At 45.1% G+C, this 14,201-nt stretch carries 13 protein-coding genes; 8 read left to right on the top strand and 5 right to left on the bottom strand.

Annotated features, from left to right (window positions below; all coding sequences use genetic code 11):
* Window positions 1–44: 44 nt before the first annotated feature.
* The 3 genes from QUA38_RS11780 to QUA38_RS11770 form a co-directional block, all read right to left on the bottom strand.
* A complete protein-coding gene (locus tag QUA38_RS11780) occupies window positions 45–266 on the bottom strand; it encodes a ribbon-helix-helix domain-containing protein (RefSeq protein ID WP_333161949.1) in 222 nt (73 codons plus the stop codon).
* A gap of 13 nt (window positions 267–279) precedes the next feature.
* Window positions 280–942: a hypothetical protein gene (locus QUA38_RS11775; RefSeq protein WP_333161947.1), complete on the bottom strand. Its 663-nt coding sequence runs from the start codon at window positions 940–942 to the stop codon at window positions 280–282.
* A gap of 231 nt (window positions 943–1,173) precedes the next feature.
* Window positions 1,174–2,199 (bottom strand): YihY/virulence factor BrkB family protein, encoded by a 1,026-nt coding sequence (locus QUA38_RS11770; protein WP_333161945.1) that lies wholly within the window; start codon window positions 2,197–2,199, stop codon window positions 1,174–1,176.
* A gap of 136 nt (window positions 2,200–2,335) precedes the next feature.
* On the opposite strand from QUA38_RS11770, the gene QUA38_RS11765 reads away from it, so the two are divergent.
* On the top strand, window positions 2,336–2,968 hold the full coding sequence (locus QUA38_RS11765; RefSeq protein ID WP_333161942.1) for a hypothetical protein: 633 nt from the start codon (window positions 2,336–2,338) through the stop codon (window positions 2,966–2,968).
* Window positions 2,969–3,277: 309 nt separating this feature from the next.
* Window positions 3,278–4,264: a mechanosensitive ion channel family protein gene (locus QUA38_RS11760; RefSeq protein WP_333161940.1), complete on the top strand. Its 987-nt coding sequence runs from the start codon at window positions 3,278–3,280 to the stop codon at window positions 4,262–4,264.
* A 137-nt stretch (window positions 4,265–4,401) separates the two neighbouring features.
* Here QUA38_RS11760 and purU read toward each other — a convergent pair whose 3' ends face one another.
* Complete coding sequence (purU, locus tag QUA38_RS11755; RefSeq protein ID WP_333161938.1) at window positions 4,402–5,256, bottom strand: formyltetrahydrofolate deformylase; 855 nt, start codon at window positions 5,254–5,256, stop codon at window positions 4,402–4,404.
* A gap of 280 nt (window positions 5,257–5,536) precedes the next feature.
* On the opposite strand from purU, the gene QUA38_RS11750 reads away from it, so the two are divergent.
* Window positions 5,537–7,243, top strand: a complete 1,707-nt coding sequence (locus QUA38_RS11750) for a tetratricopeptide repeat protein (protein ID WP_333161936.1) — start codon at window positions 5,537–5,539, stop codon at window positions 7,241–7,243.
* 137 nt (window positions 7,244–7,380) lie between these two features.
* Here QUA38_RS11750 and thrC read toward each other — a convergent pair whose 3' ends face one another.
* Entirely contained in the window at window positions 7,381–8,505 is a 1,125-nt protein-coding gene (gene thrC / locus QUA38_RS11745) for a threonine synthase (RefSeq protein WP_333161934.1), read from the bottom strand.
* Window positions 8,506–8,625: 120 nt separating this feature from the next.
* Here thrC and QUA38_RS11740 point away from each other — a divergent pair, with 120 nt between their 5' ends.
* The 5 genes from QUA38_RS11740 to QUA38_RS11720 form a co-directional block, all read left to right on the top strand.
* A complete protein-coding gene (locus QUA38_RS11740; RefSeq protein ID WP_333161932.1) occupies window positions 8,626–8,907 on the top strand; it encodes a hypothetical protein in 282 nt (93 codons plus the stop codon).
* A 257-nt stretch (window positions 8,908–9,164) separates the two neighbouring features.
* Window positions 9,165–10,217 (top strand): fatty acid desaturase, encoded by a 1,053-nt coding sequence (locus tag QUA38_RS11735; RefSeq protein WP_333161930.1) that lies wholly within the window; start codon window positions 9,165–9,167, stop codon window positions 10,215–10,217.
* A gap of 181 nt (window positions 10,218–10,398) precedes the next feature.
* The gene (locus QUA38_RS11730; RefSeq protein WP_333161928.1) at window positions 10,399–11,898 is read left to right on the top strand and encodes an AAA family ATPase; all 1,500 of its coding nucleotides are present in this window, start codon (window positions 10,399–10,401) and stop codon (window positions 11,896–11,898) included.
* Between the two features lie 6 nt (window positions 11,899–11,904).
* The gene (locus QUA38_RS11725; RefSeq protein ID WP_333161925.1) at window positions 11,905–12,834 is read left to right on the top strand and encodes a ParB N-terminal domain-containing protein; all 930 of its coding nucleotides are present in this window, start codon (window positions 11,905–11,907) and stop codon (window positions 12,832–12,834) included.
* 416 nt (window positions 12,835–13,250) lie between these two features.
* A partial coding sequence (locus QUA38_RS11720; RefSeq protein ID WP_333161923.1) for a Rho termination factor (modular protein) occupies window positions 13,251–14,201 on the top strand: 951 nt, incomplete at its 3' end.

Here is a 14,201-nt window from a genome sequence, read left to right as displayed (position 1 = left end):
GGGCTGCGGCCCACCTTATTTTTTTGAGGGGGTGGTTCTTTTTTTTACCGCAGATGTAGGCGGATGGAGACGGATGGACGCGGATGGGATTGCGGGCGATCGCTTTCTGATTTATCTTTTTTTTGTTCTTGGCGTTCTCGAACAGATTTCGTCAGCAGGTACGTTGCCAAACTGCTAACGGATCTGCTGTCTTCTTCTGCCCATTCTTCGAGAGCTTTTTGAATCTCTTCTGGCAAGTATGCGGTAACTCGTCCCCGTGAAGCCATTCGTTTTACTGCCTTACTTCCGGACCATCACAGACTTAATTACAGCATTCGGCTGATACTTATTAGTCTGATAAAATCCCCCTTGACCAGCGCCATAAACTCCCGCAAATTGTTTCCCTTTAGCCTGGGGGACAAACATAATGTTTCTAGTGGGTTGCTTGGCAAATACAACCCCTTCTCTCATTTCATTATCCACGTTATAAGATAAAGTAGCCTTACCGTAAATTGCCTCAGCTTGTTTCAGAGTCATTCCCGGCCCGACACCCTGAACCGTTTTATAATTAGAATTCTCAGTCATCAAAAGTTCAATGACATCCGAATCTTTCAGCTTTGTACCGGCAGCGTAGATAATCCGATATAGCACTTTTCCCGACTGCCTGACGGCCACAGCATCAAAGTCTACCATAAAAGGAGACTCTACCTTAAACTGCGCCGTCGAACCCAGAGCCTTTTTCAATCCTCCGAAAGTCATCCCCACCTTCGCCGCTCCAATTGTGCGATCGGAAATTGTTAAACTTGCAGCAGGCGTTTTTTGAGCAGCATTTGCCACTTCTCCGAGGACATTTGTAGCCCCAGGCTTAACAGCGGAACCAGGAACCGAAATTAAAGTGAGATAACTGCCGAGCGCCAGCAAAGCAGCTATCATTGATCCAGACAAAACTTTAACATTAAACATGACTAATTCTCCTAGATTTCAAATGCGACTATCTACCCGCATCTTTTTGACTATCCTGGGCCTCACCCTCCTAGTTTGGATTCTCAGAGGTGTTGGCCTCTTGACATTCATTCCCGGTGGTGTCATTTGGATACTGATTTTTCTGTCTTTTGTTGCGGGCATCCTCAGCACTTTACTCCGTAGGTAAGCCAGCATCCGGCAAATAACTATTAACAATTCAAAATTAACAAATTATTTTAATTTTGATTGTTTTATAGCCTTTCCCACCGTCACATTCAACTGAGCGCCTATCAGCATTACCAAAGAAGAAATATCCAGCCACAGCAGCAACACAATAAAACTTCCGATTGTGCCGTAAGTCCAAGTGTAATTGCCCAAATGCAAAACATAAAACCGAAATAAAGCTGAAAATAGCGCCCACAAAATAGCAGCAAAAACAGCTCCTGATACAATAGGAATATCTGGTTGACGGCGGCTAGGCCCGTAGCGGTAAATAAATGCAAAAGCCAGAGATACAATTCCCAAAGAAATCGGCCACCTCCACAGCCGCCAAGCACCTAACAGTTGCGACTCTAAAGGGCAATTGCCGGCGAGGAGCAAGCAATTTTGGACATCTTTTAAATCGCAATTGGCGACGGACTCCAGCAGGCAACTCTGGCGGGCAATAGCTTGTACAATTAAGTCGCTGACAAATACTACTCCCGATGCTAGAATTAACAGCACAATTGTACCGATACTGAGCGCCAGAGAAATAAGTTTGGCTTTCCAAAATGGTCTAGTTCGATCGATCGGGGTTTCATGGATGCGATCGAGTGCAGCCATCGCCGCGCTCATTACTCCAGAAAATGCCCAAATCGCCCCAAGAAAGCTCACAGAAAACAGCCCTTTACTGCGAGTTAACAGAATTTCTTTGATTAAGCCACCAATCAACTTCCGCACGTCATCGGGTATAACTTCGCCCAAAAGACGGGCGATTTGATAAAGTGTTGACTGCAAAGGTTCAAAGATAGCGATCGCCGATAAGATAGCCAACAGCCCCGGAAACAGCGCCAGCATAGAATTGTAGGCCATTTCTGCAGATAGCCCCGGCAAGCGCTGTTCTCCTGCCTTCGCGCCGACTTCCTTGAGCGTGCCCCAAGTCAAACACCGACAAAACAGCAAAAAACCCCCAAATTTCCGTTTGAGAGCTCGAAGCAGCCTCAAAAATGCCTGAAACAAAGCTAAAATCAGGTAGCGCAACCAGTAAAAAATGTTCATAGCGCACAGGAGACGGGGAACTAAAAAAGGGAAAATGGATGCAGGACGATCGCGCAACTGGAAATAAGGAGCGTTACTTAATTAAGCCATTGGTAATCTAAAATCTAAAATCTAAAATCTAAAATCTAAAATCAATATGGCTCAGGATGTCAGACAGTGGTTAGATGAAATCAAGCGGCTGCAACAGCAGTTAACAGAAGTTTCGCGCGATCGAGATGAGGCCGGTGAAAGTGCGGCTCAGTGGCGCCAACTCTACAATACCGAAGCCGAGCAGCGGCGGAATGATGCTAAATTAACTCAGCAAAGCATCGCTTCTCTGGAAGCACAAATAGAGCAATTACAAAATTTTTCCCCCATTATGCCCGAAGGCGACGATGCTGGGGTTGCTCGCCAGCAGGAAGTCGAACAACTGCAAACAGTAGGCGAACTTAAAGCTAAGTTAGCAGAAGTTCTCGAAGAGCGCGATCGGGCGATCGAACAAGTTAAACAACTCACTCAAGCCCTCAAACAAGAAGAAGCCCGTCACGCCGAAACTAGCAAAAATTTAACTAGCGCCCTCGGAGATGCCGTTGACTTGCTCACGAAAGCACAAAATCCTGCCCCTGCAAAAACGGAGACAGTATATTCTTTAGAAATAGTACCTACTCGCACTGCGAATCCTGGCGAAACTGCTCTGGAAATACGTCAAACTTCTGCCCCAGGCAAAAATACCGCCCAACTTCCACCTTCTAAAAATCAGTTACTCGATCTACCGCCCTTTGGGAATTAGGAGTTAAAAATTCAGGAATAGTCGGCATGGCGAGTCCCCTTAGCAGATGGGATTTAGTCAGCGATGCGTTGTTTTTGCTTTTCCTGCAATTAGACGACATTAATTCATCCGCTTCTTTATTATTCCGTATCTAGGGATGGTTTACTAATCGATGTAAATGTACTATATCCCAACCTACAATCCGTATTCAAAATTTTGAAAACCACCGAAAAATATTCCTCGCGTCGGACCAACCTACAGTCTTTAGATAGAAGTTAATCGAGCTAATTCTCACTAATATCGACAGCGACTGATACGCGAGGAAACTTCATGAAGACAGAGATATCCGCAGTCTGGGTAAAGATGGAGAGCATGATCGATGGCTTGATTATCATGTTGCCCAATATTGTGCTGGCGTTAATTGTCTTTGCAATCTTTTTCTGTGTGGGCGGGGCAATTAAGAGAGCGGTCAGGCGGGTTACCCGCCACCACCGCCAAGCACGAAATTTGGGGCTGGTGTTAGGACGGTTGGCGCAGGGTACGATCGTTCTAGTTGGTCTGTTTGTTGCTCTTTCGATTGTAATTCCCACATTTAAAGCTGGGGATTTGATTCAATTGCTGGGAATTAGCGGGGTGGCGATTGGTTTTGCCTTTCGCGATATCTTGCAAAACTTCTTAGCCGGTATCCTAATTCTGTTGACGGAACCGTTCCGAATCGATGACCAGATTGTGTTTAAAAACTTTGAGGGAACGGTAGAAAATATTGAGACCCGCGCTACAACAATCCTAACCTATGATGGTCGCCGGATTGTCATTCCCAATGCCGAATTGTTTACGAATTCGGTGACAGTGAATACCGCTTTCGATAAACGTCGCACGGAATACGATTTTAGTATTGGTTACGGCGACGATATTGACTGCGCCAAGCAGTTAATGCTGGAAGCATTGTACAGCATAAAGGAGGTGTTGAAAGATCCTGCACCCGATGTGCTGGTGGTTGAGCTAGCAGAAAGTACGGTCAATATCCGCGTTCGGTGGTGGATTACTCCGCCGCGCCGAATGGACGATATGCGATCGCGCGACAAGGTAATTTGTGCTATTAAAAAAAAGCTGGTGGAAAACGGCATCGATTTTCCTTATCCCACGCGACAAATTTTGTTTCATGACCAAACCGAAGAGACAGATGGCGATCGTTCCCTGCAGCGCGAAGGATGGCCCGCGGGCAAAAGTAAAGTTCCGAAACCTCGTCGTATGGGCCGCTCTTTGCGAAAATTGACCCAAGAGCGATCGCAACAAGACGACAACGGAAAATCTTAACAGCATCACAATTAATGAAAAATATCAAGTTGAGAAAACTTTGGGATTCGCTGGACTTCGCTCGTGCAACCGGAATTGATATGACTCGCCGAGTTATCAAATGAGTAACAAACCAAGATTGATATGATACCTAATTTTCAAGCAAAAACCACAGTCCGATTGCCATAAACTAAAACACGATTTTGTAAATGATATCGCACCGCCCTTGCTAAAACAACCCTTTCTAAATCTTTACCTTTGCGAACCAGATCGGACACTTCATCGCGGTGACTGACGCGCACAACATCTTGTTCGATAATCGGCCCAGCATCTAAATCGGGTGTAACATAGTGGGCTGTTGCACCGATAATTTTTACCCCTCTTTCATAAGCCCTCTCGTAGGGATTTGCACCCACAAATGCGGGTAAAAATGAATGGTGAATATTAATCACATGGGGAAATTTTCTGATAAATTCTTGACTCAAAATTTGCATATATTTAGCCAAAACTACTAAGTCAATATTATATTTTTTAAGAAGTTCTAACTGTTGTGCTTCTTGAATAGCTTTATTGTCTTTAGTAATGGGAATATACTCAAAGTCGATACCGTATTGTGTGGCAAGAGGCTTTAAATTTTCATGGTTGCTGATTATCAGCGGAATTTCACCTCTGATTTCTTGCGATTGTTGTCGCCAAATCAAGTCTAATAAACAATGATCTTGACGGCTTACCCAGATTGCAATGCGTCGAATTTTATGAGAGCAATGCAATTGCCAATTGGCTTGTAAGTCCTTGGCAATTTCACTAAAAGCAGGTGTTATTTCTTCAGTTGTTAAGTCAAAACCCTCTAATTGCCATTCTAGCCTGCTCAGAAACAATCCGGCGGTAAAATCTGTATGGTGATCCGCGTGGATGATATTGCCATTATGGGATGCGATAAAGTTAGCAAGTAAGGCGACGAGTCCTTTGCGATCGGGACAGGCAATTAACAGGGTTGCAGTAGGGCTAGTCATTGTATAATTGCAAAAGTGTTGAGTTTTATTTTAGGCGATCGAAGCGGGTTAATTGCGATCGGGCGATCGTCAATCATTAGTGAAAACAGAGAAACCCGGTTGTTGCGATGATCTACCGAGTTTCTGAGAGGCTAGATGGGGTGGGGATGTAATACAGGAACCAGCTTTTGCACAAGAGACTGGGTTTCTCAGCCGATAAATATCCAAAAAGGTGGTTTATTGGGGTTGGTGAACAATACATAAACCCTGTTTTGATCGACAATAATCGAGGTTAAAGGAAATGAATTTTTTTAATCAATTGGCTAATGGTTTAAGTCAGCGTTGGAATGCCTTTACGCAAGAACTAGAGTGGTCAAGGGTTCATGTACAGTCTTACCAACTTCACAAAGAAGGCAAATTCACTGAAGCGTTTTTGGTAGGTGAACAAGCATTAATCTTAGCTCAATCCCTTCACTCAGGCGACCATGCTGATGTGGCAACCAGTCTCGATTTCTTGGGATTACTCTACTACTCCCAAGCACGCTACAGTGAAGCGGAACCCCTCTACCTACAGGCATTAGAGATGACACAACGCCTATTTACAGGCGACAGTTCTAGGGTGGCATGCAGTCTCAGAAGCTTGGGATCACTCTACTACTCCCAAGGACGCTACAGTGAAGCGGAACCCCTCTTCCTACAAGCATTAGAGATGTGGCAACGCCTATTTACAGGCGACAGTTCTACTGCGGCAATCCTTCTCAATGATTTGGCAAAACTCTACGACTCCCAAGCACGTTACAGTGAAGCGGAACCCCTCTACCTACAAGCATTAGGAATGAGAAAACGCCTATTTACAGGCGACCATGCTGATGTGGCACTCAGTCTCAAGAACTTGGCAGTATTCTACGACTCCCAAGGACGCTACAGTGAAGCGGAGCCCCTCTATCTACAGGCATTAGAGATGTTCCAACGCCTATTTACAGGCGACCATGCTGATGTGGCACTCAGTCTCAATGATTTGGCAGTATTCTACGACTCCCAAGGACGCTACAGTGAAGCGGAGCCCCTCTACCTACAGGCATTAGAAATGTGGCAACGCCTATTGACAGGCGACGATCCCAATCTGGCAACCAGTCTCAAGAATTTGGCAGTATTATACTACTCCCAAGGACGCTACAGTGAAGCTGAACCGCTCTACCTACAGGCATTAGGAATGAGAAAACGCCTATTTACAGACGACCATGCTGATGTGGCACTCAGTCTCAATGATTTGGCAGTATTCTACGACTCCCAAGGACGCTACAGTGAAGCTGAACCGCTCTACCTACAGGCATTAGAGATGAAACAACGCCTATTGACAGGCGACGATCCCAATCTGGCAATCTTTCTTAATAACTTGGCAGGATTCTACGACTCCCAAGGACGCTACAGTGAAGCTGAACCTCTTTACCTACAAGCATTAGAGATGAAACAACGCCTATTTACAGGCGACCATCCCGATGTGGCAATCAGTCTCAATAACTTGGGATCTCTCTACAGAACTCAAGCACGTTACAGTGAAGCTGAACCCCTCTGCCTACAGGCATTAGAAATGTTCCAACGCCTATTTACAGGCGACCATCCCGATGTGGCATCCAGTCTCAATAATTTGGCAGAACTCTACAACTCCCAAGGACGTTACAGTGAAGCTGAACCTCTATGCCTACAAGCATTAGAGATGTTCCAACGCCTATTTGCAAGCGACCATCCCGATGTAGCAAAAAATCTCGATACCTTGGCAGAACTCTACAACTCCCAAGGACGTTACAGTGAAGCTGAACCTCTATGCCTACAAGCATTAGAGATGAAACAACGCCTATTTGCAGGCGACCATCCCGATGTGGCAAAAAATCTCGATACCTTGGCAGAACTCTACAACTCCCAAGGACGTTACAGTGAAGCTGAATCGCTCTGCCTACAGGCATTAGAGATGAGACAACGCCTATTTACAGGCCGGGCGTCAAGTTAAAAATCCTTGAGCGCTTGCGTTGGAATTAGCCGCCAATGGGGTATTAGTGGAATATGTGCGGTTTAATCGTTTTGATTTTACCGCTACCACAGGTCAAAACCCTTAATCTGCCGAATATTGGGCATTTATTTGACCTGCTAAAACCCCATCGCCCCAGCTACCGCATCCAAAGTCGGAGCAATGCCGCTTTTAAACAGATTGTTGCTGTGATTAATTGCCGTATCCGGGTCTTTCAAACCGTTACCAGTCAGCACGCAAACCACCGTCGCCCCAGTCGGAACTTGGTCTTTTACCTTCAGCAAACCGGCCACAGAAGCTGCACTGGCTGGTTCGCAGAAAATCCCTTCCTGTGATGCTAACAAACGGTAAGCGTCGAGAATTTCGGCGTCGGTGACTGCTGCAAAACTGCCGCGGCTGGCTTCGGAAGCTGCGATCGCCTGTTTCCAGCTAGCGGGGTTGCCGATCCGAATCGCCGTCGCCAGGGTTTCTGGGTTCGCCACTGGTTGGCCCGTTACTAAAGGTGCAGCCCCCGCTGCTTGAAATCCCATCATCTGTGGCAGGCGCGAACATTTTTTGGCTTGGTGGTATTGACAAAAACCCATCCAGTATGCTGTGATGTTTCCCGCATTTCCCACGGGAATGCAGAGCCAGTCGGGGGCGTCGCCCAAAGCGTCCACCACTTCAAAAGCTCCGGTTTTCTGACCTTCCAAGCGGTAAGGATTCACGGAGTTGACCAATGTCACCGGATAATTGACAGCCATTTCGCGGACAATTTCTAAGGCTCGATCGAAATTTCCCCCAATCGAAATTACTTCCGCACCGTAAAGCAAAGCTTGCGCCAGCTTGCCCAAAGCCACGTAACCTTCGGGAATCAACACGAAAGCTCGCATTCCCCCGCGTCTGGCGTAGGCGGCGGCGGCGGCCGAAGTATTGCCGGTACTGGCGCAAATTACTGCCTCCGCACCAGCTTCCTTCGCCTTGGAAATCGCCATTGTCATCCCCCGGTCTTTGAAACTACCAGTGGGGTTGAGGCCGTCGTATTTCACCAAGACGCGCACGTCTCTACCGATGAGAGAGGCGATCGCAGGTGCTGGAATCAGGGGAGTATTGCCTTCTTGGAGCGTCACTACCGGCGTGGTTTCCGTCACCGGCAGGTAGGGGCGATAAGCTTCGATCAAGCCGGGCCAGCCGTACCGTTTCGGCTCGGCGGCGCGGGCAGCAGAGTTAGGAGCAGAGTCAGTAGCAGGTAGAATCAGGGTCACGATGTCAATGGTTTTAGGCGATGGCCAAGGAATTTACACTAATTTTAGCTCGATCGGTTAATTTGATGTTTAATACGATCGGTTCAGGTTAAAGTAACTTAATGGTGTGAATGTGTAGATATGTCTACTCAATTACTAATGTCAAATAATTCATCCACTCTTTCCCGGCCTCAAGTCACCGCGAGCAACCCCGAAATGGCTAGTTCTTCTACCCTATCGACCAGTTTTGCCCGCACAGTAAATTCGGTGAAGTGCCCGTACCAAGCCGACCAGCAAGTTAAGTTCCTGCACTTGCAAGCAGAAATCGAATCCTTGCTGCTGGAAGTGCAAAGCCTCAAACAGCAACGCTCGGTCGCTGGCTTGCCGGCTCTCGACCCCATTTCTGGCAGCAACAGCAATTAGCAGACAACAGTCGCTAATGCTAACTGTGCTGCCCCTGTGTTATAAAAACAAAGGTTTTGCTACCCGCAGTGTTTTTTGCCAAAAGTGCTAGAAATTCCTAACTGCGGATAGCGATCGCTAGCTTTTGCTAAAACGCGCTTGCCTACAGCTCAACTCGTCTGCTGCTTGCTGGCAACGAGCTGATATTTTATGGCGCTTTTTTATTGCGCTAATTTGTTAAGCCATCCTCATGGCATACGGAGAATCGAAATCAGTTTATGACAGCATCGATCGAAAAACCACTAAATTTGACATCCGCAAGTGACACTTCCAACCTGCGCCTCAAAGATATTCTCAAAACCCTGCCGCGGGAAGTATTCGTCAAAAACCCCCGCAAAGCTTGGACAAAAGTAATCGTCAACGTTTTGCTAGTTGCTGTCGGTTACTGGGGCATAGCAGTCTCTCCTTGGTTTCTACTACCCCTAATGTGGATTTTCACAGGAACCGGATTAACCGGTTTTTTTGTGATCGGCCACGACTGCGGGCATCGATCATTTGCTAATCGCCGCTGGGTAAACGATTTAGTCGGACATATTGCATTTCTGCCGTTAATTTTCCCGTTTCACGCATGGCGGCACGGTCACAATTACCACCACAAGCACACCAATAAACTTGGCGAAGATAATGCTTGGCACCCGATGACAGCAGCAGACTACGCTGGGGCGCCCAAGGCTTTACAAATAGCTTATAGTTTAATATTTGGTCCAATGTGGTGGATCGGCTCGATCGCCCACTGGGCAAAAGTACACTTTATGTGGTGGCGCTTCAAAGGCCAACAGAAACAAGAACAAGTCCGGTTTTCTGTTTTAGTGGTTTTAATCGGTGCTGCGATCGGATTCCCGATTTTAATTGCAACCACAGGCATTTGGGGATTTGTCAAATTTTGGTTGATGCCCTGGCTGGTTTACCATTTCTGGATGAGCACTTTTACGATCGTTCACCACACAGCACCAGACATTTCTTTTAAAGAACCGGAAGAATGGAACGAAGCCCAATCGCAACTATCGGGAACAGTTCACTGCGATTATCCCCGCTGGGTAGAGTTTCTGTGCCACGATATTAACGTCCACGTTCCCCATCACCTTTCAACTGCTATTCCCTGGTACAATTTGCGCCTCGCCCACAGCAGCTTAAAGGAAAATTGGCAAGATCATCTCTACGAAACAGAATTTTCTTGGTCTTTAATGAAGCGGATTGCCGACAACTGTCACTTGTACAATCCCGCTGGCGGCTATCAAACATTGCAGGAATTTAACGCTAAAACAAAGTAAGTTTTAAACGCGATAAATGCCCGAAAAACCCGGTTTGTAAAACACAACCGGGTTTTTCGATATTACAATCCGTAGCTTTTGTAAGGGGCGGAATGCGCGCCCTACTGTCAATATCAAAATCCGTACCATTATTAAATCAGTCATTCCCATCTAAAATCTAAAATCTAAAATCTAAAATCGAATGACTTTCAATCCCAATAACTGTCGCAACGAAAGCGAAGTAGAAAGCAAACTGATTGTCAGCTATCTGCTACCAAAGTTAGGCTATACGCCCGACACTTGGCACCAAGAAATAGCATTTGGGAATATTCGTCTAGACTTCCTCTCATTTGCCACCCAAGTTATCCCCATAGTTGTCGATGCAGACTCGCCGATGAGTGTAGTTATGGAGGCTAAACATCCGAAGGAAAATTTAGACCGCCACCTGCGAAAACTCCATCGCTATTTAACAAGTTTGAGCATCCGCTACGGACTCATAACTAACGGTAAAGAAATTAGAATTTACCAAAGAGTCGCCGATGATATTGAGCTAGTCTTTAAGTGTGCTGGACAAGACCTTGAAAATAGAATTGATGAAATTAGCGGTTTAATTGGCAGAGATAGTTTAAAATTTATAAAAAATCCCGATAACCTCAAACTGGAAGATAGTAAAATTAATTTGGTTAGTCCTGAGTTAATTAGCGAAGTCCCAGTACAGCCCAACAATCCAGCCACCGCAGAACCTGAGCCAATTCAAATCTCTGAACTGGAACAAATACCTGAAAATTATCTAGTTAAGCCTCAAGTTAAATCCGATGTAACCGTTCCCCAAAAAAGGCAAAGTAGTATGAAAATCATTGCAGTTTACCATAACAAAGGTGGCGTTGGCAAAACTACAACTGTAGTCAATTTAGCTGCTGCGCTGAGCAAGAAAGGTAAGAGAGTCTTGGTGATAGACTTAGACAGTCAGGCTAATACAACCTTTGCGACGGGTTTAGTAAAATTTGAGGATGAAGAACAAGATGATTTGAAAGATAATAATATTCTTCAAGTTTTGCAATCAGAAGACTTTTTCTCGATCGAAGAAGTAGCTCGCAAGTCAAGTTTTTGCCATCCAGAAATTGATGTGATTCCTTCCCACATCAATTTGATGCACGAAGAAACTGAATTCAATCAACTAGATTACAGTCGCCTGATTTTAATTCAGAAACTAGCAGTAGCACAGGATAAATATGATATTGTACTGATCGATACGCCACCCTCTTTGAATTTTTACGCCAGAGTTGCCCTAATTACGGCGGATTATTTAATTATTCCTTCTGACTTAAAACCTTTTGCCAATCAAGGATTGGTTAATGTCAAGGATTTTATCAAAAAAGTTAACGCATTCAGGAAAAAAATCGGCAAACAGCCAATCGCAATTTTAGGCGTACTCCCCTGCAAAATCTCAACTAATACTAAATTTGTACAGTATAGTTTGCCCAAGCGGAGGGATGCAATTCCCAAACGCTACGGCCTGGAAATCATGGACAGCGTAATTTACGAGAGAGACGATTTAGCAAAGTGTGCAGAACAAATGCAAATCGTGGGAAATATGGAAATCGCAGATCCGATTTCAGTGCTGGACTTTAAGCCAGATTCCATCGCCTCCCAAGAATTTGAAATGCTAGCAATAGAAGTTTTGGAAAAAATAGGTAAGTAAAAACTCATGAAAAAATTATTTCCGTCACTGGTTGCAGTGAAAAGAATTACATCCACAGTTCCCCGTTCCAATTTTGCAGATGCTGAGTTGGAGAAATTAGCGAGACTAATTTTAGATTCAGGAGGATTGATTAATCCGATAATTGTCCGCCGAAACGGTATGGATGCCTACGAGATAGTAGACGGATATTTTGAATACTACGCGGCGGTGAGAGCAAAGGAAATAGAATCTCTCAAAGGCGAGACAATCGGAGCATTCATCCTGGAAGAAGAAAATGAAGAGCTTCTCCTCCAACAACTTGAAATTCTCAGAAAAACCGCAATCACTGAGAATTTAGTTGAGAACCCAGAAACCGGATTTTTGTACGACAATACTTCGTCGCAGCCCGCAGATTCCATAAAAAACCCGGTTTCTTGGGTCGAAGTCCCTAACTTATGTGAAAATCAAACTCCCCAAGAGTCATCTACTTTAGAACAGCGGCTAACAAGTATTGAAGCCCAGTTTGCAAGTCAAATTAATGAATTAAAAGCCGAGTACGCCCGTGAACAAAAAGTTTTAGCCCAGAGTATACAAGAATTTGAAAACCGAATCTTACAACAAGTACCTCTATTAGTTGAAGCTGGGTTAGCAAACAGAATTAATGAGTTGAAATCAGAGTCGCCGCCCGAAAAACCAGTGGTGGTAGAGAGGATACCAGAAGTTGAAAACGTAACTTCCGAATCAATGTCGGCGTTGGAAGCACTCAATACTCTCACTAAATCTGAATTGTTGGCGAATTTTAAAGATGCTGGCTTGAAGTCTCACATGATCGACAGCATAATCACAGAACGAAAGGTGCAGCAGTTTGTGTCCTTTACAAGTGCGGTCAAACGTATTGATGGGTTAGGCGAAAAAACAATGATTAAAATAATTGATAAGTGGCACAAATATTCATAACTCGCAATTCCTGTCGCCACTGGCAACTTTGACTCAGTGAGTCTCTACGCCAAAAAAAGTAAAGATGAGTAAAGCAGTGGATCATTGGTGTCCCACAGCCAGTTAAACTCATCACAGTCGCTTTTTTTAGGAATTGCCGTAACTTTTGCCGATCAGGCTGTCACCGCACAGCCAGCCGCACAGTTACAGCAGCAACGCCATATCTCCCCCAGATAACCGAGTTCGATCGCAGACTGGGAAGACTCAGCCCAAGAAACCCTTTAACTTACCACGGTCTGGGTAAGGTGTTTGTCTCGCACCCTACAATTAGAGTTCTTGGGTTAGTCCTGCATCCCTTAAAACGCAGGCTGTAAAGTGCAAACATACATAAATACCCAAACACCAGATTTTAATGACAAAAGGGGACTTGTAACAAGATGGATCGATCGTCCGATCAAAACCGAATAGTTGAATATTTGCGGATTAAGCCCATTAGTCACAGTCAGATTTACACTTCCCAAATTGCAATACCAGAGTCTGATCGGGGCGAAATTCCTCGCGAACGCCGCGAAGCTCTTAGGAGAAGTTTGATCGAGCAAGGCAGCAACTTAATTCCTTTAATTGTACGCCCTACAGAAGCTTACAGCAACGAAGAAGAATATGAAGTAGTCTGCGGCTCAGATTGGTGTATTGTTGCAAAAGAACTCGGCATCGAGCAAATGTGGGCGTGGGTATTTGAAATGACCGACGAGGAGGTAGCTGTTGCTCAAGCTGAAATGGAACATTTAGCTCCGCAACCGCCTCATAAAACAGCACAAATTGAGACTCTACTGCAACAATTTGAGCTATCATTTCAAAAAAAGGTAGATAGTCTAACAAAACAAATAGAACAATCTGTTAAAAAAAATGAAGATCTGCTAAAAAAGCACGTAAAAGCTCTAACTGATCAGAGCTTTGAGCGTAACCAAATAGAACAGATTAAGCATTTGCTCGAACAAGTAGAAAAAGCATTTCAGGAAAAGGTAGATAAAATGGCTAAAAAAATTGAACAATCGAGCAGCAACCGTCCGCCAACATCTGCTGTTATTTCGGAGGTAAATCTTGAAGGTGCTTTGAGACAGTTGGATGAACTGGAAAAACTGCTGTTAATAAAATTAGAACGCACAGTCCAAACAATTAATCAGTTTGTTTCCGACGCCATTGAAGACGTAGAAAATGACCTGAAAAATCAAATTGAAACGCTCCGCCGTCAACTGGGATCCGCAGCGACTCACTCAGAAAGACAGCCCGAGGCACAACCGAAAACGCAGTCAAAAACGCAGCCGAAGAAGCAGTCGAAAGCACAGCAGAAACCTCAGTTACCGCAGTTGCAGTTGGAGTTGCCGTTT

Origin of the sequence: Microcoleus sp. Pol12B4, from assembly GCF_036701385.1 — a bacterium.
Lineage (GTDB): Bacteria > Cyanobacteriota > Cyanobacteriia > Cyanobacteriales > Microcoleaceae > Microcoleus.
This window is presented reverse-complemented; position numbering and strand designations above follow the sequence as displayed.

Coding starts and splice junctions, on each gene's coding strand:
- QUA38_RS11780 (WP_333161949.1), bottom strand. CDS start 266: ATGGCTTCACGGGGACGAGTTACCGCATACTTGCCAGAAGAGATTCAA.
- QUA38_RS11775 (WP_333161947.1), bottom strand. CDS start 942: ATGTTTAATGTTAAAGTTTTGTCTGGATCAATGATAGCTGCTTTGCTG.
- QUA38_RS11770 (WP_333161945.1), bottom strand. CDS start 2,199: ATGAACATTTTTTACTGGTTGCGCTACCTGATTTTAGCTTTGTTTCAG.
- QUA38_RS11765 (WP_333161942.1), top strand. CDS start 2,336: ATGGCTCAGGATGTCAGACAGTGGTTAGATGAAATCAAGCGGCTGCAA.
- QUA38_RS11760 (WP_333161940.1), top strand. CDS start 3,278: ATGAAGACAGAGATATCCGCAGTCTGGGTAAAGATGGAGAGCATGATC.
- purU (WP_333161938.1), bottom strand. CDS start 5,256: ATGACTAGCCCTACTGCAACCCTGTTAATTGCCTGTCCCGATCGCAAA.
- QUA38_RS11750 (WP_333161936.1), top strand. CDS start 5,537: ATGAATTTTTTTAATCAATTGGCTAATGGTTTAAGTCAGCGTTGGAAT.
- QUA38_RS11740 (WP_333161932.1), top strand. CDS start 8,626: ATGTCTACTCAATTACTAATGTCAAATAATTCATCCACTCTTTCCCGG.
- QUA38_RS11735 (WP_333161930.1), top strand. CDS start 9,165: ATGACAGCATCGATCGAAAAACCACTAAATTTGACATCCGCAAGTGAC.
- QUA38_RS11730 (WP_333161928.1), top strand. CDS start 10,399: ATGACTTTCAATCCCAATAACTGTCGCAACGAAAGCGAAGTAGAAAGC.
- QUA38_RS11725 (WP_333161925.1), top strand. CDS start 11,905: ATGAAAAAATTATTTCCGTCACTGGTTGCAGTGAAAAGAATTACATCC.